The 20599-nt window shown below is 63.1% G+C and carries 23 protein-coding genes; 12 read left to right on the plus strand and 11 right to left on the minus strand.

The genetic code is table 11. The features are described from left to right. The first annotated feature begins 160 nt into the window (after nucleotides 1–160). Nucleotides 161–2248 (plus strand): 3-hydroxyacyl-CoA dehydrogenase NAD-binding domain-containing protein, encoded by a 2088-nt coding sequence (locus F0185_RS04330; protein ID WP_167221897.1) that lies wholly within the window; start codon nucleotides 161–163, stop codon nucleotides 2246–2248. 63 nt (nucleotides 2249–2311) lie between these two features. On the opposite strand, the gene F0185_RS04335 is transcribed toward F0185_RS04330, so the two are convergent. The 4 genes from F0185_RS04335 to F0185_RS04350 form a co-directional block, all read right to left on the minus strand. Further along, a complete protein-coding gene (locus tag F0185_RS04335) occupies nucleotides 2312–2662 on the minus strand; it encodes a hypothetical protein (protein WP_167221899.1) in 351 nt (116 codons plus the stop codon). Between the two features lie 103 nt (nucleotides 2663–2765). Next, complete coding sequence (locus F0185_RS04340; RefSeq protein WP_167221901.1) at nucleotides 2766–3299, minus strand: DUF2867 domain-containing protein; 534 nt, start codon at nucleotides 3297–3299, stop codon at nucleotides 2766–2768. 116 nt (nucleotides 3300–3415) lie between these two features. Then, on the minus strand, nucleotides 3416–3847 hold the full coding sequence (locus F0185_RS04345) for a hypothetical protein (RefSeq protein WP_167221903.1): 432 nt from the start codon (nucleotides 3845–3847) through the stop codon (nucleotides 3416–3418). Beyond that, complete coding sequence (locus F0185_RS04350) at nucleotides 3841–4407, minus strand: peptidoglycan recognition protein family protein (RefSeq protein ID WP_167221904.1); 567 nt, start codon at nucleotides 4405–4407, stop codon at nucleotides 3841–3843. Before F0185_RS04350 ends, F0185_RS04345 begins: the two co-directional genes overlap by 7 nt. Before the next feature lie 173 nt (nucleotides 4408–4580). Here F0185_RS04350 and F0185_RS04355 point away from each other — a divergent pair, with 173 nt between their 5' ends. Both F0185_RS04355 and F0185_RS04360 read left to right on the plus strand, forming a co-directional pair. Next, a complete protein-coding gene (locus F0185_RS04355; protein WP_167221906.1) occupies nucleotides 4581–5153 on the plus strand; it encodes a helix-turn-helix domain-containing protein in 573 nt (190 codons plus the stop codon). Nucleotides 5154–5156: 3 nt separating this feature from the next. Beyond that, nucleotides 5157–5678, plus strand: coding sequence for a GNAT family N-acetyltransferase (locus F0185_RS04360; protein WP_167221908.1), 522 nt, complete (start codon nucleotides 5157–5159; stop codon nucleotides 5676–5678). 42 nt (nucleotides 5679–5720) lie between these two features. Here the strand turns inward: F0185_RS04360 and F0185_RS04365 are convergent, their stop codons facing one another. Beyond that, entirely contained in the window at nucleotides 5721–6173 is a 453-nt protein-coding gene (locus tag F0185_RS04365) for a GNAT family N-acetyltransferase (RefSeq protein ID WP_167221909.1), read from the minus strand. A 100-nt stretch (nucleotides 6174–6273) separates the two neighbouring features. Here F0185_RS04365 and F0185_RS04370 point away from each other — a divergent pair, with 100 nt between their 5' ends. Further along, a complete protein-coding gene (locus tag F0185_RS04370; protein ID WP_223164445.1) occupies nucleotides 6274–6552 on the plus strand; it encodes a hypothetical protein in 279 nt (92 codons plus the stop codon). Nucleotides 6553–6722: 170 nt separating this feature from the next. After that, a complete protein-coding gene (locus F0185_RS04375; protein ID WP_166898353.1) occupies nucleotides 6723–7265 on the plus strand; it encodes a TetR/AcrR family transcriptional regulator in 543 nt (180 codons plus the stop codon). A gap of 7 nt (nucleotides 7266–7272) precedes the next feature. On the opposite strand, the gene F0185_RS04380 is transcribed toward F0185_RS04375, so the two are convergent. Then, the gene (locus tag F0185_RS04380; protein ID WP_167221913.1) at nucleotides 7273–7647 is read right to left on the minus strand and encodes a DUF6463 family protein; all 375 of its coding nucleotides are present in this window, start codon (nucleotides 7645–7647) and stop codon (nucleotides 7273–7275) included. A gap of 147 nt (nucleotides 7648–7794) precedes the next feature. Between F0185_RS04380 and F0185_RS04385 the strand changes: the two genes are divergently transcribed. From F0185_RS04385 to F0185_RS04400, 4 genes are read left to right on the plus strand one after another with little or no spacing between them, the layout of a single operon-like run. Beyond that, nucleotides 7795–8439 (plus strand): helix-turn-helix transcriptional regulator, encoded by a 645-nt coding sequence (locus F0185_RS04385; protein WP_167221915.1) that lies wholly within the window; start codon nucleotides 7795–7797, stop codon nucleotides 8437–8439. Then, on the plus strand, nucleotides 8436–9407 hold the full coding sequence (locus F0185_RS04390) for a threo-3-hydroxy-L-aspartate ammonia-lyase (RefSeq protein WP_167221917.1): 972 nt from the start codon (nucleotides 8436–8438) through the stop codon (nucleotides 9405–9407). Before F0185_RS04385 ends, F0185_RS04390 begins: the two co-directional genes overlap by 4 nt. After that, nucleotides 9408–9941, plus strand: coding sequence for a gamma carbonic anhydrase family protein (locus tag F0185_RS04395; protein ID WP_167221918.1), 534 nt, complete (start codon nucleotides 9408–9410; stop codon nucleotides 9939–9941). Nucleotides 9942–9957: 16 nt separating this feature from the next. After that, nucleotides 9958–10350, plus strand: coding sequence for a hypothetical protein (locus F0185_RS04400; RefSeq protein WP_167221920.1), 393 nt, complete (start codon nucleotides 9958–9960; stop codon nucleotides 10348–10350). Nucleotides 10351–10404: 54 nt separating this feature from the next. Here the strand turns inward: F0185_RS04400 and F0185_RS04405 are convergent, their stop codons facing one another. The 5 genes from F0185_RS04405 to F0185_RS04425 form a co-directional block, all read right to left on the minus strand. Further along, nucleotides 10405–12108, minus strand: a complete 1704-nt coding sequence (locus F0185_RS04405; RefSeq protein WP_167221922.1) for an MFS transporter — start codon at nucleotides 12106–12108, stop codon at nucleotides 10405–10407. A 238-nt stretch (nucleotides 12109–12346) separates the two neighbouring features. Continuing rightward, a complete protein-coding gene (locus F0185_RS04410; protein ID WP_167221924.1) occupies nucleotides 12347–12727 on the minus strand; it encodes a hypothetical protein in 381 nt (126 codons plus the stop codon). Nucleotides 12728–12787: 60 nt separating this feature from the next. Then, the gene (locus F0185_RS04415) at nucleotides 12788–14977 is read right to left on the minus strand and encodes a serine/threonine-protein kinase (RefSeq protein WP_167221926.1); all 2190 of its coding nucleotides are present in this window, start codon (nucleotides 14975–14977) and stop codon (nucleotides 12788–12790) included. 155 nt (nucleotides 14978–15132) lie between these two features. Then, nucleotides 15133–16317, minus strand: coding sequence for an MFS transporter (locus F0185_RS04420; RefSeq protein ID WP_167221928.1), 1185 nt, complete (start codon nucleotides 16315–16317; stop codon nucleotides 15133–15135). A 43-nt stretch (nucleotides 16318–16360) separates the two neighbouring features. Further along, nucleotides 16361–17038: a DNA alkylation repair protein gene (locus F0185_RS04425; protein WP_167221930.1), complete on the minus strand. Its 678-nt coding sequence runs from the start codon at nucleotides 17036–17038 to the stop codon at nucleotides 16361–16363. Between the two features lie 135 nt (nucleotides 17039–17173). Here F0185_RS04425 and F0185_RS04430 point away from each other — a divergent pair, with 135 nt between their 5' ends. The 3 genes from F0185_RS04430 (at nucleotide 17174) to F0185_RS04440 (ending at nucleotide 20589) form a co-directional block, all read left to right on the plus strand. Continuing rightward, nucleotides 17174–18352, plus strand: coding sequence for an acetyl-CoA C-acyltransferase (locus F0185_RS04430; RefSeq protein ID WP_166898334.1), 1179 nt, complete (start codon nucleotides 17174–17176; stop codon nucleotides 18350–18352). Nucleotides 18353–18415: 63 nt separating this feature from the next. Then, a complete protein-coding gene (locus tag F0185_RS04435; RefSeq protein ID WP_167221932.1) occupies nucleotides 18416–20272 on the plus strand; it encodes an acyl-CoA dehydrogenase in 1857 nt (618 codons plus the stop codon). 14 nt (nucleotides 20273–20286) lie between these two features. Continuing rightward, nucleotides 20287–20589, plus strand: a complete 303-nt coding sequence (locus F0185_RS04440) for a Dabb family protein (RefSeq protein ID WP_167221934.1) — start codon at nucleotides 20287–20289, stop codon at nucleotides 20587–20589. Nucleotides 20590–20599: the final 10 nt, after the last annotated feature.

Below are 20599 nucleotides of genomic sequence, written 5' to 3' on the forward strand. Positions count from 1 at the left end.
CCTTCCCGCGCAGGGCTCGGCGCCCCCGCAGTAACCCATAGCACCTAAGCTCATACAATACTGCCCGCCCTTCGCCGGAAACCCCTCACAAAAAATAATACGACCGTTCTATTATGATGTATAGTCGAAGACTGCTGAACCCACTAACAAAGGAAGAGACATGAGCGCCGAATACCTGGTCAATGGCAGCGTTGCCGTCATCACACTGAACAATCCACCGGTCAATGGACTGGGCCTTGAGACGCGTACCGCCGCGGTCGCCGGCATTCGCCGCGCGCTGGCGGACGACGCCGTCAAGGCGATCGTCATCACCGGCGCCGGCAAGGCGTTTTCCGGTGGCGCCGACATCAAGGAATTCAATTCGCCCAAGGCCCTTACCGAACCGTCGCTGCATTCGCTGATCCAGGTCGCCGAAAGCTCGACCAAGCCGGTCGTCGCGGCCATCCACACGGTCTGCATGGGCGGCGGCCTCGAACTGGCCCTCGGCTGCAACTACCGTGTCGCCATGCCGGGCGCGCAAATCGCCCTGCCGGAAGTCAAGCTCGGCCTGCTGCCGGGCGCCGGCGGCACCCAGCGCCTGCCGCGTGTGGTTGGCCTCGAAATGGCCCTGAACATGATTGTCTCCGGCACGCCTGTGCCGTCGGAAAAGTTCGCCGGCACCGCGCTGTTCGACGAAGTCTTCGCCTCCGACGCCAACCTGATCGACGCGGCCGTGGCCTTCGCCAACAAGGTCGCCGACGTGCGTCCGCTGCCGCGCGTGCGCGACCGCAAAGTCAACTACCCGAACCACGAAGCGTTCCTGCAATTTTCGCGCAATACCGTCAAGGCCATGTCGGGCGCGTTCCCGGCGCCGCTGGAATGCGTCGAGACTGTCGCAGCCTCGGTCACGAAGAAGTTTGAAGACGGCATCAAGTTCGAACGCGAACGCTTCCTGCACCTGATCCAGACGCCGGAATCGAAGTCCTTGCGCCACGCCTTCTTCGCCGAACGCCTCGCCAGCAAGATTCCCGACGTGCCGGCCGACACGCCGACCCGCGAGATCAAGCAGGCCGCCATCATCGGCGCCGGCACCATGGGCGGCGGCATCGCCATGAATTTCGTCAACGCCGGCATCCCGGTCATCCTGCTCGAAACCAAGCAGGAAGCGCTCGACAAAGGCATTGCCACGATCCGCAAGAACTACGAAAACACGATGAAAAAGGGCAAGCTGACACAAGAGAAGTTCGAACAGCGCGTCGGCCTCATCAGCGGCACGCTGAACTATGCCGACATCGCCCAGGCCGACATCGTGGTCGAAGCCGTGTTCGAAGACATGGGCGTGAAGGAATCGGTGTTCAAGCAACTCGACGCGGTCATGAAGCCGGGCGCGATCCTGGCGTCGAACACCTCGACCCTGGACGTGAACAAGATCGCCGACTTCACCAGCCGTCCGCAGGACGTGGTCGGCACGCACTTTTTCAGCCCCGCCAACGTCATGAAGCTGCTCGAAATCGTGCGTGGCGCCAAAACCGGCAAGGACGTGCTGGCCACCACGCTGGCGCTGTCGAAAAAGCTGCGCAAGACCGGCGTGGTATCGGGCGTGTGCGACGGCTTCATCGGCAATCGCATGATCGAACAGTACAGCCGCCAGGCCGGTTTCTTGCTGGAAGAGGGCTGCTTGCCGGAACAGGTCGATAAAGCCGTCGAAAAGTTCGGCTTTGCCATGGGCCCGTTCCGCATGGGCGACCTGGCCGGCAACGATATCGGCTGGTACATCCGCAAGCGCCGCTATGTGGAGTCGCCAGAGATTACGTACTCGAAAACCGCCGACCTGCTGTGCGAAATGGGCCGTTATGGCCAGAAAACCGGCGCCGGCTGGTACGACTACAAGGCGGGCGACCGCAAGGCCTATGCCTCGCAGGATGTGAACGACATGATCGTCAAGCATTCGGCCGATATCGGCGTCGAACGGCGCAAGATCAGCGATGAAGAAATCGTCGAACGCCTGGTGTATTCGCTGGTCAACGAAGGCGCGCAGATCCTGGAAGAAGGCATTGCCATGCGCGCATCGGACATCGACATGGTCTACCTGACCGGCTACGGCTTCCCCGTGTTCCGTGGCGGTCCGATGTTCTATGCCGACACGGTCGGCCTGGCGAATGTGCTCATGGCGATGGAGAAATACGCCAAGGGCCGCCATGGCGACGCCTGGAAACCGGCGCCGCTGATGGTGCGCCTGGCTGCCGAAGGCAAGGGCTTCAACAGCTGATCAAGCGTTATCCCGATAAAAAGGCAGCCCCGGTAATCCGGCGCTGCCTTTTTATTGGCCGCTCTAGTCCACTGAAAGCCCGCTCTCCTTGGCCATTTTCGTGACTATTTTTTTGACTCGCGCAAAGCCATCCTGATCCATTTTGACCCGCGTCGCCCCCATGATCACGCCGCCGTCATCGTCGATATAGATGACGTCGGAATCTGGAACGGTAATTTTGACCCTGATACCGTCATCGATGAATGGCCCAGGCTTGGCTTTTTTGATCAATTCCAATATTTCCAGATATTTCTTATCCTGAACACCAAGTTGCCCGATATATGCACACGACTGAGAAAAATTCGATATCTTCATCCCGATAGATGTTGCGACATCAAAAGGAACATGACAAAACACTGCAGTACGCTTGTCCATCAGGAGATTTTCCTCTTTGATTCCACAAGATGTGAAAGACAGGCAAATCGCAACGCAATAGATAAGCTTGGTGGTTCTCTTCATTCTTAGTGCCAATGCATGCTCAAGTCCTCATTTCTCTTACGGCCCTTTCCAGATTCGCCCGCATAATCACGCGATGAAACGGCGCAATCGTCGCAAGATAGATACGTCCCAGTCTGTTATGGCAATGCACCACCGTGCCCGCGAGCAGCTCGCGACCATGTGCCGGATCGGCGCGAAGCTGGATGGTGACGCGGAAGTCGAGATGCCGGTCATCCGCGCCCAGGATTACCTCCGTCGCGCTCTTTGACAGCAGCGGCAAGAAGCCGATCACCGGTCCACGCGCCGCGCCGGCAAGACCGACGGCGCGCGACGATGCGACGCCGACTGTCGTCATCGCCACATCGCGGACCCGCAAGAGCGCACGAATCCACCACGCCTGGCGCTCTAACGCGATGCGTGCCAGCACCTCCAGATCATCGCTGGCCCCCACAGGCAGGTCAATGGCAAAGGCGTCCAACAGGTTCGCGTTCGCGTAAAGCGGCGCTAGCACGGTGTTGCTGGGCATGGGCACAGCGCGGGCTTTGGTCGAGGTCGTGTTTCGGGGGAGGTTCATGGTGTCCAGGAGTGGAGGTGTGAGGAGGCATCATCGATGCGGGCGGCCATATCTCGATTAAGGAGTTGCCGCGAGTCTGCCCGCATCGCGTACGTCACTGATAGAGAAACCTGGCGTCATTTCTCCACGGCCGGGAATGCTTTCGCCTTGCATTGCGGGCAATACAGGTAGACGGTTCGGCCATTGCTCAGCTTCAGCGACCCAGCGCGATACTGCTGGATCTCCCAGGTACCCGTGACGCCGCCTTTAAAGGTGACCTTGCCGCTCGCGTGGCAGGGCGACCAGTCGAGCATATGCAAGTAATCGTGTTCGGCAACTTCGGCGGCCTTGCCGATGTACTTTCGGACTTCCTGCGAGCTGAGTTTGAAATCTGCGCACTGCTCCGCAGGCTCTTTGGACGCCGGGGACGTCGCACCATTGTTCTCGATGGTGACCGTGGTGATCGGCGCAAGATGCGCATTGCGCATCTTCGGTTCGGTACCTGAACCGTCGGCCGTCGCTACAGACGCGCTTGCCGCTAACGCGAAGAGGAGGGGAGCGATTACCATGATGCGGTTGAGGCTTCAGTCTCGTTCTTGCGCGATACATCCGGGTGCCGGAATACCTCGGTCATGGGTACGCCCAAGGTCGAACTCAGCTCGGCGACCAGCCATTTAAGCGACGCATTCTGTTCCGCATTGACCGCTTCATAGACATCCTTCTTGGCGGCGCCAACAATCTCAATCCCGACGCTGTCCTCGTTGGAGGGGTAGCGCTGAGGCACCTCCTTCTTCATTTCCCTTTTATTTTCGGCCGTTGGATTGTACTTGAACTCTTTCGGGCTGCAACGGTGCTCGGCGACACAGCGCGCTTTAAGCTTACCAACGTGCCAGGTCTGCTTTTTCAACGACGCGCACTGATAAATCGATCCGTCCTTGTCGATCAAAAAATGCGCGCCGTTCGCGTTTGGCAAGGTGTAGCTACTCAAGCTCGAGGCGCCGGTCGAGCCACCAGTCTGGTGCACGATGATGCCGTTTACCTTGGTTAAAGTTCCGTGCTCGATGACGGGGCGTGGTGTACGCGTCACGCGTCCATTGACAATGTAGCCGGTACTGTCGATATTGAGCACGAGATCACCTCTTCTTGGTTATGGTAGAACTTTAATATTAACCATAAAAACACAATTGAGCTATAAATAATAACTCCTGGAAGCATCAAAAGGCAGCCCCGGTACCTCCGGCGCTGCCATTTTTTCGCCTCAAACCGCTTCTTTTTCGTCAAAAAATCCATTATAGTAGACGAATGGATACATTAAAAGACGAAACGGGCGCTGCGATTGCCCGCCGGATCCGCCTTGAGCGTGATGCGCGCGGCTGGTCGCTGGCGGATCTCGCCAGCCGCTCCGGCGTGGCCAAGGCCACCATCAGCAAGATCGAACGCGAAGAAACCAGCCCGACGGCGGTGATCCTGGTGCGGCTGGCCGGCGCCTTCGACCTGACCCTGGCCGGCCTGCTGCTGCGCGCCGAAGGCCATGACGATGCCAGCCGCGTCATGCGTGCGGCGCAGCAACCCCTATGGCGCGACCCGGACAGCGGCTACCTGCGCAGGCAAGTCTACGCACGCCCCGATCACCCGGTCGAAATCGTGCAGGTCGACATGCCGCCAGGCCAGCGCGTCGTGCTGCCGGCCTCGTCGTACGCGCATATCCGTCAGGCGATCTGGGTCCAGGCTGGCCCTTTGAGCGTGCTGGAGGGGGGCGAGCAGCATCGACTGGAAACCGGCGACTGCCTCGGCTTCGGCCCGCCGTCCGAGGTGACGATTGCCAATGAAGGCGAAGACACCTGCCGTTACCTCGTCGTTCTTTCAAGGAGCTGAAACATGCACATTGCCCCACTCGCGGCCACCCCGGCATTGATTGACGTCCTTGCCGGACTGCTTGCCGACGTCGTCGCCCAAGGCGGCTCGGTCGGCTTCATGCATCCGCTGGCCCTGGCGGAAGCGCGCCTCTTCTGGGGACGCGCGCTGCAAGCGGCGGCGGACGGCCAGCGCATCGTGTTCGGCGCGTTCGAGGACGATCAATTGGTGGCCACAGTGAGCTTGCTGCTCGACTGCCCACCCAATCAGGCGCATCGCGCGGAAATCGCCAAGATGATGACCTTGCCGCGCTGTCGTGGACGCGGCATCGCGGCGGCCCTGCTGCGCGCCGCCGAGGCCGCTGCCGTGGCACGCGGCAAGACCTTGCTGGTGCTCGACACCGCCAGCGAGGGCGGCGCGGCCGGGCTCTACGAGAAACATGGCTTCACGCTGACCGGAGAAATCCCCGATTACGCGCTCAAACCCCACGGCGGCCTGACGGGCACGCTGTTGTACTGGAAGCGGATCGGAAAGCAGGGCGCCTGACAGGCAACTCATCGCGCTGCCTTCAGGTTTTTTCAGGCGCTCTTACTCAGGAATGGTGTAGACATAAAAGAAGTCGTCGTCGCGCTCCCAGCCTGTCGCCTCGTACAGCGCTTGCGCCTTGGTGTTGATGTGCGCGGTCGAGAGGGCAAGACGGATTGCCCCCACCGTCTTCGCAAAATCGACGGAAGCGGCAATAAGCCGGGAGCCGACGCCCTTGCGACGCCCCAGTTCATTGACAAACAAATCATTCAGGATATAGATGCGCCCGAGCGAAACACTCGAAAAACTCGGGTACAACTGCGCAAAGCCGACTGGTTCGGCGCCTTCATGCGCGATAAACAAGACCGATTCGCCGTGATTGAAACGGTCCGCCAGAAACTGCTTCGCAGCCGCCAGATTGCTGTCGCGTTCGTAGAACTGGCGGTAGCCATCGAATAGAACTGACAATGCGTCAAGATCGGCAAGTACGGCCTGGCGAATATGAATCGTGCTCATGCGGTTATCATCCATGTAAGGTGTTCGGAAGCAGGGTATCCTGCTTAAATTGCAATGTATCATCAAATTTCGAAGAGGGTTGAGAGCGATGGGTGAGGCGATGAAGAAGGAAATTGCCGCGTTGGGGCGCACGGCGCACGACTTGACCGAGTCCGCCTACCGCAGCCACCCTTCCACGCGCGGTGAAGCGGGGTGGGCGGACAAGCAGCGGATACTGCTGGCCGATATGGCGCTCCACTTGTTGCAGACGGCGCTCAGGGACGGCGCGCTTCCCGCCGATGAGCTCAGGCGCAACCTGTATGCCATCCTGAGTGTTTCCGACCAGTTCATCCCCGATGACGGCATGAAAGCGGTTGCCGACCGCCTGTATGCCACCTGACGGCGGAATGTCCGTGGGAACTGTGGGCGGAAGACGGCACGGCCATGGCCAGCAAACGGTCGCTCAAGCGCCTTGTCCGGTACGCATTATTGCCCCTCGCCATACCGCGAGATATGGCAAGCTTTACATCAAGCATTGGAGTTGCCAAGACCATTCGGTATGATGACGGCATGGACGATAAAAAGAACCGACAAAGCTGGCTCGGCGCCGGCTTGCAGGCGCTGGCCGACGACGGACCGGAAGGTTTGCGCATCATGACGATCGCGCAAAAGATGGGCGTGACCAAGGGCAGTTTTTACTGGCATTTCAAGAATCTGGAAGATTATCAATCCGCGCTCATGGAAGAGTGGGAGCAGGTGCACACCCAACAGGTGATGGATATTGTCGACCAAGAGGATGTGGATGTCGGCAGCAAGCTGGGCAAGCTGTTCACGGGTGGTCCGCCGCATCTGTTTACGCTGGGCAGGGCGATCCGCGCATGGTCCATGACCAACGAGCAGGTCAGGCAGGTGCAGGAACGGGTTGACCGCAAGCGGGTCGATTACGTGGCCCACCTGCTGACCGATATCGGCTGGCCAGCGGACCAAGCGCCCGTGATTGCGCGCTGGAATTACTGCGCTTTTATCGGGCACGCCGCCATTGGCGCGCCGGAGATGAGCGAGGCCGAGATTGGCATCGTGGTGCAGTTGCTGACGCCGCCGCGCAAAGGGTAGCTTCCGGCTAGGCTATCCAACCCTCGCCAATGGCAATGAGCGCGGCCGAGACGGCGACCAATCCCCATAGCGGCGAGCGGGGAAAGGCGACGATCCCCACGGCCCCGGTCGCGAAGCCGTAGATCCCGACCAGCCCCAGGCTGGCCGCATCGGCGGCGCCGGCGGCGCGCCAGGCAAGGTGGCCGCACAAGACCAGCGGCGGGCCGAACGCGATGAACCAGAAGGCGAGTCGGCGCTCGTCTGTGGCCCCGAACCGGTTGACCAGGCCTTCGCCCCAGGCCGCGCCCAAGGCTTGCCGGAATTTCGCCACGCCAAACAAGATGTGCAAAATGCCGAGCACGAACAAGGTGGCGGCGGCGATATGTCCTGAAGAGATTGTCATGGTTTCATCCTATGATGGCAGGCGGCGTGATTGATCCATACCCTTTGGTATGGTCGTCACTATACGGGCAGTGCAACCCTTCCGTCAATACCTTGCGGTATGGTAAAGTGAATTGACATTTTGTTTGGTGGTGACATAATGTCAGCCATGAACCTCACCGAAAACGAACTGCTCCTGCGCGAAGGCAAAAAGATTGTCGATGCCCTTGGCCGCACCCTGGCGCCCATGGTGGAGGTGGTGCTGCACGACCTGACTCGTCCGGCGTCCTCCATCGTGGCAATCTCGAACAGCTTGTCCGGGCGCGAAGTGGGCGATCCGACCACCGAAATCGGCATGGCCCGGATCACCGATCCCGGTTTTCCCGATATCTTGCAGAACTACGCCAACCAGTTTCCCGACGGCCGCCCGGCGAAAAGCACGTCGATCGGTTTGCGCAACAGCGCCGGCGATTATGTTGCCGCACTGTGCCTGAACGTCGATGTGTCGATGCTCGCCAGCGTTGTCGCCAGCCTGTCGCAGCTGGCGCAAACCCAGGCCGACGTGGTCCCCGTGCGCGAATCGCTGGCGTCGCCGCGCCTGGACGAGCTGCGCGCCACCCTCGAACGCTTTGCCGCCGGCCTCAACAAAACCCCGCGCGCGCTCACGCCTGCGCAGCGGCGCGAGGCCTTGCAGCAACTAGCCGACGCCGGCCTGATGGACCTCAAGAACGCCCAGGCGGTCGTGGCGGCCATGCTCGGCGTTGCCCGGCCCACCGTGTATTCCTATCTTCCACAGAAAGATCCATCGCCATGATCCAGCTTCCCATTTCCTTCGACGACGTGGCGCGCGCGCACGAGCGCATCGCCGGCGCGGTCCACCGCACGCCGGTATTGACCTCGAGCAGCGCCAACGAGCGCACCGGCGCGCAGATTTTCTTCAAGTGCGAAAACCTGCAGCGCACCGGCGCTTTCAAGATCCGCGGCGCCTACAACGCACTGGCGCAATTTTCGCCCGAGCAGCGCGCCTGTGGCGTGGTGACCTATTCGTCCGGCAACCACGCGCAGGGCATCGCGCTGGCGGCCAAACTGCTGGGCATCAAGGCGGTGATCGTCATGCCGCGCGACGCGCCCGCCATCAAGGTGGCCGCCACGCGCGGCTACGGCGCCGACGTCGTCACCTACGACCGATACACCGAAGACCGCGAAGCGATCGGCAACGCGCTGGCGGCCGAGCACGGCCTGACCCTGATTCCGCCGTACGACCACGCGCACGTGATGGCCGGGCAGGGCACCGCCGCCAAGGAACTGATCGAAGACGCCGGCCCGCTCGACGTGCTGCTGGTGCCGCTGGGCGGCGGCGGCCTGCTGTCCGGTTGCGCCACCGCCGCCAAGGCGATGAACCCCGATTGTCGCGTGCTGGGCGTCGAGCCCGAGGCGGGCGACGATGGCCAGCGCAGTTTTCGCAGCGGCCAGATAGTCCACATCGCCACGCCCGACACCATCGCCGATGGCGCCCAGACCCAGCACCTGGGCCAGCATACCTTTGCCGTGATCCGCGCGCGGGTGGACGATATCCTGACGGTGCCGGACCCCGCACTGGTCGCGGCGATGACGTTTTTTGCCGGCCACATGAAAATCACCGTGGAGCCCTCCGGATGCCTGGGCGCGGCCGTGGCGCTCGATCCCCGCATGGACTTCAAGAACAAGCGGGTCGGCGTGATCGTTTCGGGCGGCAATATCGACCTGCAACGCATGGCCATGCTGATCCAGAAGGCGGCTTGAATGGCGCTCACTTCCTATCTCGGCGCGCACCCGCGCATTGGCGCGCAAACCTATATCCACGCGTCGGCGCAAGTCATCGGCGACGTCACCCTGGGCGAGGATTCGTCGATCTGGTGCAATGCGGTGGTGCGCGGCGACGTCAATCACATCGTGGTCGGGCGCTGCTCGAATATCCAGGATTTCGTGATGTGCCATGTCTCGCACAAGCATCCCGGCAAGCCGCTGGGCTCGCCGCTGGTCATCGGCGACTACGTCACCATCGGGCATAACGCCATTCTGCACGGCTGCACCATACAAGACGAATGCCTGGTCGGCATGGGCGCGATCGTGATGGACGACGTCCTCATTTCGTCGCGGGTGATGGTCGGCGCGGGCAGCCTGGTCCCGCCGGGCAAAGTGCTGGAAAGCGGCTATCTGTATGTCGGCCGCCCGGTACGGAAAGTGCGCGCCCTGACGCCGGAGGAGCTCGCCTTCCTCAAATACTCGGCCGAGCATTATGTGCGCGTGAAGAATAACTACCTTTGCGCGAGCTAGGCATGGCAGTGCATCGATGACGACATTGCCTGTTTTGCTGGGGCGCGTGAATGCGGCCTTTGGATGGGACTTCGCCTCGTTCTCGGCCCTGATCGAGCAGTTGGCGCCGCCCGGGCGCTGGCGCCGCACGCATGACCCGGCGTTCCAGGCCGTGGCCGACAGCGCCGCCTTTTTGCCCGAAACGCTGTACGTGGTGAGCGACGAATCGTACCGGGAAGGCGTGGGGGCGTTTGCCGTGCAGCGTGACGCGCTGCACGGCTTCATCCTGGCTTATCCCGGGCGCCATGGGGTGGCGATGTTCGATAGCGACACCTTCATTATCGGCATCGACTCGAAGCTGGTCTGGATGTTCCATCACGAAGGCGTGTGGACCCTGTTCGATGGCAGGCGCCCCGCTGCGCCGCCGTGAGACAAAAAAATGCCGCTCACGAGAGCGGCATTTTCATCAGTGAAGCCGGATGGCTTAATCGGCGGCGTAAATGTCGTTGTCCTTGGTTTCGCGGACAAACAGGCCACCGATGACCACCGTGACCAGCGCCACGATAATCGGATACCACAGGCCGTAGTAAATATCGCCCTTGTACGCAACGAGTGCGAACGCGGTGGTTGGCAGCAAGCCGCCGAACCAGCCGTTACCGATATGGTAAGGCAGCGACATCGAGGTGTAGCGGATGCGGGTCGGGAACATTTCGACCAGCATGGCCGCAATCGGGCCGTACACGGCCGTCACATACAGCACCAGGATAAACAGCAGCAGCACGACCATCGGCTTGTTGATCTGGTCCGAGTCGGCTTTGGCCGGATAGCCGGCCGCCTTGATCGCCGCGGCGACATCGGCTTTCAGCGTTTTTTCCTTGGCTTTGCTGTCGGCGTCGAAGTCCAGGTTACCGGCCGTCATCCCCGCGGTGAAGGAGGTAAATTCCTTGTCGCCGATGCGCACCTTGGCCAGCGAACCGGCCGGGGCGTCGTCACGCGTGTAGCTGACCGATGCCGCCGTCAGGATGCCGGTGGCGATATCGCACGAGGATGGGAACTTTTCGGTGCCGGTCAGCTTGAACTGGAAGTGGCACGATGCCGGATCGGCCACGACCACCACTGGCGAACTTTGCAGCGCAGCTTCCAGCGCCGGGTTGGCGTAGTGGGTGATGCCCTTGAAGATCGGGAAGTAGGTAACCGCCGCAATCGCGCAGCCGCCCAGGATGATCCACTTGCGGCCGATCTTGTCCGACAGCGTACCGAACACGATGAAGAACGGCGTGGCCAGCAGCAGCGAAATGGCGATCAGGATGTTGGCCACCGCGCCGTCGACCTTGAGCGTCTGGGTCAGGAAGAACAGGGCGTAGAACTGGCCGGTGTACCAGACAACGGCCTGCCCCATCGTCAGGCCGACCAGGGCGAGGAACACGATCTTGGCGTTCTTTGGCTGCAGGAAGGCTTCCGACAGCGGCGCCTTGGAGGTCTTGCCTTCGGCTTTCATCTTGGCGAATGCGGGCGACTCGTTCATCGACAGGCGGATCCAGACCGACACGCCGAGCAGCAGCACGGAGACGAGGAACGGAATGCGCCAGCCCCAGGCCGCGAACTCGGGTTCGCCGAGGGCGGTGCGGGTGCCCAGGATCACCAGCAGCGACAGAAACAGGCCCATCGTCGCGGTGGTCTGGATCCACGAGGTGAAGAAGCCGCGCTTGCCGTGCGGCGCGTGCTCGGCCACGTAGGTTGCCGCGCCGCCGTATTCGCCGCCCAGCGCCAGGCCCTGCAGGATGCGCAGGCTGACCAGGATGATTGGCGCGGCAATGCCGATCGACGCGTAACTCGGCAACAGGCCGACGATGAAGGTCGAGGCGCCCATCAGCAGGATGGTGACCAGGAAGGTGTACTTGCGGCCGATCATGTCGCCGAGGCGGCCGAACACCAGCGCCCCGAACGGACGCACGATGAAGCCGGCGGCGAAGGCGAGCAGCGCGAAAATGAAGGTGGTGGTGGGGTCGCCGACGAAAAATTGCTTGGCGATGATGGGAGCGAGTGAGCCGTACAGGTAGAAGTCATACCATTCGAATACCGTGCCCAGGGAGGAGGCAAAGATGACCTTGCGCTCTTCCTTGGTCATTCCCGCGTCGGCGGGATTCCCCTTGCGCCCGTCGATCGCGTTGCCAGGTGTAATTGCCATTTATGTCTCCGTGTTTAATATAGTTATTGCTTCATCGGAATAGCCGTGTTTGTCCAGCTGGATCCGAGTGTGGACTCCCAAACTTACGCGATGCTTGCTTGGAACTTACATGAAGCTGACTTTTTCGATATCGAAACAGCAGGTATTTTGTGTAAATACAATGATGTGTTTATCGAAAGAAATTGAGCAGGGGGAGGGTGGAGCGCCGCGCGCCGGTAATGGGGCGGCGCTCTCACTTCTAGTTGGGAATCGATCCGACTTGCAGTTCGGGATCGGGCAGGAGGTGGAATTCCCACTTGCCGGCATTGTTCTTGGCGTAAAAGCTAATGTAGAAACACCAGCTGCCCTGGGTGACATCGAAGGACACTACGCTATTGTTCACAATCGACATGCTGCCGTCGACCGCGCCCGAGAATGGTGAGGATCTCTCCGGAACATCCATTTTCGACGAACTCAATTTGCCGCCTTGTATGTCGGACGCATCGTCATTGAAGATGAATTGGAGCTTGTCGTCGGGCTGGGGGTTGTAAAGGCCCGCAGACAGGGTGGGGCAATTCGTGGTGTAGGTGGCGATCTTGATGCCGCTCTTGAAGTTAACCGTAAACGTATATGTCGACATACACTTCCTTTTCAGCACTACAAATAGAGGCGGGCTTGCGCCCGCGTGGACCGATCGGTGTCAATCGGCGTGATAGGCAGGATCGCGCCGCAACGCGATCAGGTCGGGTTCGGCCTCGATGAACTTGGCCGGATAACCGAGTTCCCTGGCTTTGAGAATGGCTTGCAGCGCCAGGCGGCGCTGGCCGATGAGCTCATACGCGAGGCCGGCGTAAAAGCGCACGTCGGCGCTCTCCGGCGCCAGTCCGAGCGCGCGCTTCATCAAGTCCATCGCCTGCCCCTTGTCCCCGGTGCGGGCGCAATACATCCCCATGCGGTAGACCAGCGTGGCGTTGCCGGGCGCGCGCTGCAACTGCGGCGCCAGCAAGTCGCGCGCCCTGGCGTAGGCGTTGCGCGCCTCCGCTTCGCGCCCGGGAATCCACAGCAAGGCGTCGGCCAGGTTGGCCCAGTTGAGGTAATCGCCGGGGGCGCCGCGCGTGGGCGAGACGGCATGCTCGAAGGCGGCGGCGGCGGCCACGTAGTCGCCGACGAGAAACATGGCGTTGCCCAGGTTGCCGTACAGTTTGGCGCTGGGCCGGACCTGCAAGCCTTGCTGCAGCACGGCGAAGGCCTCCTCGATGCGCTGCTGGCGCAGTAGTGAGGCGTTCAGGCCGGCATAGGAGGCGACCGCGTCCGGCTCGAGCACGATGCTGCGGCGGAAGGCCCGCTCGGCGTCGGCATACTCGCCCCGGGCGTAATGCAGCGTGCCCAGTTCGTCCTCGAAGGCGCGCTCGGTGGGGAAACGCTGGCGTGCCTGCGCCAGCGCCTTGAAGGCCTCGTCGAAGCGGCGCGCGTGGCGCAGGATCTGGACCTTGCCGTACCATGCGAAAAAATCGCCATTGTCGAAGCGCAGGGCGGCGTCGATTTCGCGCAGCGCCTGGTCGTGGCGGCGCTGGTTCAGGAACACCCAGCTCATGGCGGTATGGCTCAGCGCCAGCTGGTCGTCCAGTTTCAGGGCTTGTTGCGCGCTGGCGGCGGCTTTTTGCAACCAGTTTTCGTCTTGCGTATCGGCCATGTAGCGCAGGCTGTAGCCGAGCGACAGTCCGGCGGCGGCGGCGGCGTTGTCGGCACGGTGCGCGAGAACGCGATGGAAGCGCGCACTGCCGCTTTGCAGGCTGCCCGGGCGGTCATGCAATTTCAGTTCGGCCAGGCCGAGTTTGAGTTCGCCCGCCTCGGAATAGGGCGTCAGGGCGGCCTCGACAGCCACCAGCGCCGGCGCCGCGTAGCGCCAGGCGGCGCCGGCCAGCACGGCGACGGCCAGCACGGCGCCGCCCGCATAGGCCCATGCCAGGCGCGGGCGAGGCCGCGTGCGCGCCTGCGGCGCCGCATCCGGGGTAGCCTGCGGGGCCGGCGCCGCGTTGGACAGTTGCCCCAGCCGCAAGCGCACCTGCGCCATGTCCGGCAAGCGCTGGGCCGGCTGGCGCGCCGTCATGTCGCAGATCAGCTCGCGCAGCGGCGTGGCCAGGTCCGGCGTAAAGCGCCAGCTGCGCGGGTCCGACTGGATCTGCGCGGCCGCCAGCGCCATGCCCTTCAAGTTGTCGAAGGGGCGCGCGCCGCACAGCAATTCGTAGAAGATGACGCCAAGCGCGTAGATGTCTCCCTGCGCGTCGGGCCGCGCGCCGAGCAGGCGCTCCGGGGCCATGTAGGCGATGGTGCCTTGCAGGTTGTCCTGATGCAGCGAAGTGGTGATCAGCGGGTCCTGGAGTTGCGCCAGGCCAAAATCGAGGATGCGCAGCCTGCCGCCCGGCTCGATCATCAGGTTCGACGGCTTGAGGTCGCCATGAATCAAGCCGCTGGCGTGCGCTTCGCACATCGCATCGACCAGTTGCGTAAGCCAGTCGCAAGCGGAAGCGATGCCCGGCAGAGCGTCCTGGAGGACTTCCTTGAGCGTTCGGCCGCGCACCAGTTCCATCACGATGCCGGGGGCGTCGCCCGTTTCCTCGATCGCATGCACTTTGACAAAGGCCGCATGGTGCAGGGAGGCGGCAATCCGCGCTTCGCGCATCAGGCTGCTATCGGACGCTCCCGGCACGCTGTGCTTGGTAAATTTGATGGCGACGCTGCGCCGCAGCTTGCTGTCCCAAGCTTCGTAGACGACACCGAAGCCGCCTTCGCCAAGGCGTTTGCGGATGTCGTAATGCGAGGGCAGCGGCGGTGTTGGCGCGAGGCTGTCCGGTTCGCATGGTTTCTCAACTTGGGTCAGGGTGGTCATTACGAGTCCACATGCGCTGTTTTATCAATCTTGCCACATATCCCGATCGGCAAGTAAGGAAGCGATGTAAAGATAGCACTGTGCCGGGCAGTGCGCGGCGACTGACGTAAAAAGGCAACAAGGAAAGTCGTGGGCGGCCCTGTCCGGACCGCCTGTCAGCTGGACCCGGCCGGGTGCTGTTGCCGAGCCAGGCGGCGCGCGCCCGGCACCAGCACGATACTGAACGAGACCAGCGCGGACACGCCCAACGCGACCGGCAGCAAGCCGCCTGCCAGATACGGCGCGACCGCCATGGTCGCCAGCGCCGTCACCCCGAACGCCGCCGTCATCACCACGCCGGCCCCCTTGCCGGGATTGCCCCCGGCCAGCGACAGCGCGCGCGCCATCAGCGAGGGCCCGCGCAGACCCAGCCCGCCGCAAAACACGACCCATACGGCGATCAGCGCCGTCAGCGAACGCAGGTCGGCGAGCGCCTGCGCCAGCATCATGGCCGCCGCCAGCGCTTGCAGGCTGGCCCCGGCCAGCATGGCGCGCCCGACGCCGTCGCGCCCGGCCAGCCTGGCGCCAAGCGTGGCCGCCAGCATGAAGGCGCCGACCCCGCACAGTTGGAGTACCGCAAATCCACTCACGCTGGTGCCGATCCAGGCCGTCACCAGATGCGGCGCACTGGCGACCACCATCAGCAGCGCGCCGAACATGGCCGCGTAGCTGAGCGCATGCCGCACGAAGCCCCGGTTCAGCCATGCCGCCGGCGCGTCCGGCATCATGCCGGCGGCGCCGGCCGCCGTGCCGCGCCCGATAATGCGCGACACCAGCGGCAGCAGGCCAAGCGCCACGGCCGCGATCAGGTAGAACGAGACGCGCCAGTCCAGGTGCAGCACAATGGCCGCGCCCAGCACCGGCCCGATGGCAGGCACGGTCGACTCGACCGTGGCCACCAGCGCCATCGCGCCCGCGCTGTCGGCTTCGGAAAAGCGCCGGCGGATCAGCGCCGGCACCGCCACGGTGGCCGCGCCGGCGCCCAGGCCCTGGATCAGGCGCCCTGCCAGCAGGCTGGCCATGTCCGGCGCCAGGCCGCACAGCACGCTGCCGACAGCGAGCAAGCTGGTACCGGCCATGATGGCGCCGAAGTCGCCATAGCGGTCGGCCAGCCAGCCCCAGCCGAATTGCGACAAGGCCAGCGCCAGCATGAAAACCGCCATCGTGCCCTGGCCGGCGGCCATCGTCGCGTGCAACTCGGCCTGCATGCTGGGCAGCGCGGGCAGGTACAGGTCGGAGGCCAGCATGCCGACCGCTGTCAGCGTGGCAAGCGGCATGGCGAGGCGGCGCTGTTGGCTCATGGCTTAAAGAAAAAGATTTCGGAAAACCAAGATTAGCATAAATTCACTGTTGCATATTCAGATGTTTGGCCGCCTCGCGCCGGGTCAGGGCCGACAAGCTGGCGTCGTTTTCCACGAGAAAAGCGCGCACGGCCTCGGGGTCATGGTGGGCGTAGTCGCGCAAGCCCCAGCCGATGGCTTTGCGGATGAAAAAATCCTCCTCGTGCGCCAGTCGCCCTGCGTAGCCGAACAGCCGCGCCAGATCGGTGTCGGCGCGCCAGCCCAGCTGGTGCAGCATGGCGATGCGGCGCGTCCACAGGTCGGCGTGGCGCACGGCCGCGTCCATGCGCGGCTGGCGCTGCGACTTGTCGGCGCGCACCACCGTGCCGACGAGCACCGCCAGCGCATCGACCGTATCCCACCACGCCGCCTGGCGCGCCAGCGCGAGCAGCGCGTCGATATGCGCGTCATCGAAGCGCTTGACGTGCGCGGCCAGCAGGTCGATCGCCGCGTACTGGCATTCGCGCTGCGGCGCGCGCCACAGGGCGGCGGCGGCGTCGAGCAGCAGGCCCGCTTCCGCCCCCTTGAGGCTGGCCACGAGCGGCTTGAGCGCGGCGCGCCGGGCCGGCGTGGGGATGCCGTGGAACGCGAACTGGTCGCGCATATAGGCGCTCATGCGCGCCGCCTGGGCCGCGTCGGCCAGCGGCGCGAGCAGCGATGTCACTTGTTCGGCAATGCTCATGGTCCTCTTTTTCAAGGTGGTGGACGACAGCGCGCCAGGCGCGCATAATTTTGCGAACGACCGTACTAAAATGTGCTATTCTCGTAGCGATCAACACAGCGCATTGCGCATATTAATCCAACTCAGGAGACACAAATGATAGATGCCGTCATCGTATCGACCGCCCGCACCGGCCTGGCCAAATCGTGGAAGGGCGCCTTCAACATGACGCACGGCGCCACGCTCGGCGGCCACGTGCTGCAGGCCGCCATCGCCCGCGCCGGCATCGAGCCGGGCGAGGTCGAGGATGTCATCATCGGCTGTGCCAATCCGGAAGGCGCCACCGGCGCCAACATCGCGCGCCAGATCGCCTTGCGCGGCGGCTGCCCGGTGTCCACGGCCGGCATGACGGTCAACCGTTTCTGCTCGTCGGGCCTGCAAACCATCGCGCTCGCGGCGCAGCGCATCATTGCCGGCGAGGGCGATATTTACGCCGCCGGCGGGGTCGAATCGATTTCCTGCGTGCAGCAGGAAATGAACCAGCACATGCTGGCCGATCCATGGCTCAAGGAACACAAGCCAGAGATCTACTGGCCCATGCTGCAAACGGCCGAAACCGTGGCCAAGCGCTACAACATCGGGCGCGACCGCCAGGATGAATACGGCGTGCAGAGCCAGCAGCGCGCCGCCAACGCCCAGGCCGCCGGCTTGTTCAACGCCGAAATCGTGCCGATGACCACCACCATGGGCGTGGCCGACAAAGCCTCGGGCATGCTGGTCACGCGCGAAGTGACCATCAGCGCGGACGAAGGCATCCGCGCCGACACTACGCTCGAAGCCGTCTCCAAGATCCGCAGCGCGGTGCCGGGCGGCGTCATTTCGGCCGGCAACGCCAGCCAGTTTTCTGACGGCGCCTCGGTTGCCATCCTGATGAGCAGCAATGTGGCGCAAGCGCGCGGCTTGCAGCCGCTCGGTATTTTCCGCGGCTTCGCCGTGGCCGGTTGCGAGCCGGACGAAATGGGCATCGGCCCGGTGTTTGCGATTCCTAAACTGCTGAAAAAGGTTGGCCTGTCAGTCGCCGACATCGGCCTGTGGGAACTGAACGAAGCGTTCGCGGTCCAGGTGCTGTATTGCGCCGACCGCCTCGGCATCCCGATGGACCGCCTCAACGTCAACGGCGGCGCGATCGCCGTCGGCCACCCGTACGGCGTCTCGGGCGCGCGCCTGGTTGGCCACGCGCTGATCGAAGGCAAGCGCCGTGGCGTCAAGTACGTCGTTGCCACCATGTGCATCGGCGGCGGCCAGGGCGCCGCCGGCCTGTTCGAAGTCGTCTGATCCACGCCGGGGCGCGCCGCTCCGGCGCAGCCCCGTTTTCTTTGTCTTCCCGGGGGACGCTAGATGCCATCCAATATACTGTCGCGCCGCGACCTCGACTTCCTGCTGTACGAATGGCTCGATGTCGAGGCGCTGACCGCGCGTCCGCGCTTTTCCGACCACAGCCGCGAAACCTTCAATGCGGCCATCGATACCGCCGAACAGATCGCCACCGACCTGTTCGCGCCGCATAACAAGAAGAACGATCAGCACGAGCCGCATTTCGATGGCCACACGGTGACCATCATTCCCGAAGTCAAAATCGCGCTCGACGCCTTTTCCGCCGCCGGCCTGATGGCGGCCGGGCAAGACTACGAATTCGACGGCATGCAGTTGCCATGCGTACTAGAAAAAGCCGTCACCGCCTACTTCACGGCGGCCAATGTGGCCACCTCGGCCTACATTTTCCTCACCATCGGCAACGCCAACACCTTGCTGAAAACCGCCACGCCACAGCAGATCGAGCGCTTCGTGCGGCCTCTGTACGCCGGCAAGTTCTTCGGCACCATGTGCCTGTCGGAGCCGCAAGCGGGGTCCAGCCTGTCCGACATCACCACCCGCGCCGAGCCGGACCCGGTGGACGGCGTGGATGGCGAGCGCCAGTACCGCCTTTCCGGCAACAAGATGTGGATTTCCGCTGGCGAACACGACCTGGCCGGCAATATCGTGCACCTGGTGCTGGCCAAGATTCCCGGCCCGGACGGGCGCCTGATTCCCGGCGTGAAGGGGATTTCCCTGTTCATCGTGCCCAAGTTCCTGGTCGGCGACGATGGCGAGCCGGGCGAGCGCAACGACGTCGTGCTGGCCGGCCTGAACCACAAGATGGGCAATCGCGGCACCACCAACTGCCTGCTCAACTTCGGCGAAGGGCGCTTCAAGCCGCTCGGCAAGGCCGGCGCGGTCGGCTACCTGGTCGGGCAGCCGCACCAGGGCCTGGCCAATATGTTCCACATGATGAACGAAGCGCGCATCGGCGTGGGCCTGGGCGCCGCCGTGCTGGGCGTGACCGGCTACCTGCACGCCCTCGATTACGCGCGCAGCCGTCCGCAAGGCCGCCATCCGGCCGAAAAAGACCCGGTCAAGCCGCAGTTGCCGATCATCGAGCACACCGATGTGCGGCGCATGCTGCTGGCCCAGAAAGCGTATGCCGAAGGCGCCATGGCGCTGGTGCTGTATTCGGCGCGCCTGGTCGACGAACAACGCACCGCACCGGACCCGGAAGCACGCGCGCACGCCGGGCGCCTGCTTGACTTCCTCACCCCGATCACCAAGTCGTGGCCGTCGCAGTGGTGCGTGGAAGCGAACAGCCTGGCGATCCAGGTGCATGGCGGCTACGGCTACACGCGCGAGTACAACGTTGAACAGTTTTACCGCGATAACCGCCTCAACGCCATCCACGAAGGCACGCACGGCATCCACGGGCTCGACCTGCTGGGGCGCAAGGCGTCGATCCAGGAGGGCGCGCTGTTCAAGGCCATCGGCGGCGAGATTGCCGCCACCATTGCCAAAGTGCGCGCGGCCGATGTGTCGGTCGACCTGCACGCCAACGCCGACCTGCTCGAAGAAGAATGGCAGCGCATCGCCGCGGTCACCAAGGCGCTGTACGCCGTGGGCGACATGAACAAGACCCTGGCCAACGCCAGCCTGTACCTGGAAGCGGTCGGCCACACGGTGGTCGCCTGGATCTGGCTGGAACAGGCGCTGGTGGCCACGCATGCGCTGGCGGGATCGCCATCGCTGGATGACAGCAACTTTTACAACGGCAAACTGCAAGCCTGCCGCTACTTCTTCCAATGGGAACTGCCCAAGGTCCAGCCACAGCTCGACCTGCTGGCCAGCATCGACACCACCACGCTCGACATGCGCGATGCGTGGTTCTGAGGAAGAACTGAACAATGATCAAACACATCGTCATGTGGAAGCTGAAAGCATTTGCCGAAGGCGCCGACCGCGCCACCAACGCGCGCAAGATGAAGGAGCAGCTGGAAGCCTGCAAGGACATCGTGCCGGGCATGTTCGCTTTTGAAGTGTCGCTGGCCCAGCCGGGCCTGGAAGCGACGTACGACGTGGTGCTGTACTCGGAGTTCGCCGACAAGGAAGCGTTGAAGGCGTACGGCGAACATCCGACCCACCACGCACTCAAACCATTCTTTGGCGCCATTCGTGACGAGCGCCAATGCATGGACTATCACATCTGAATAACAAGGA

It is taken from the genome of Massilia rubra (assembly GCF_011682065.1).
Lineage (GTDB): Bacteria > Pseudomonadota > Gammaproteobacteria > Burkholderiales > Burkholderiaceae_D > Telluria_A > Telluria_A rubra.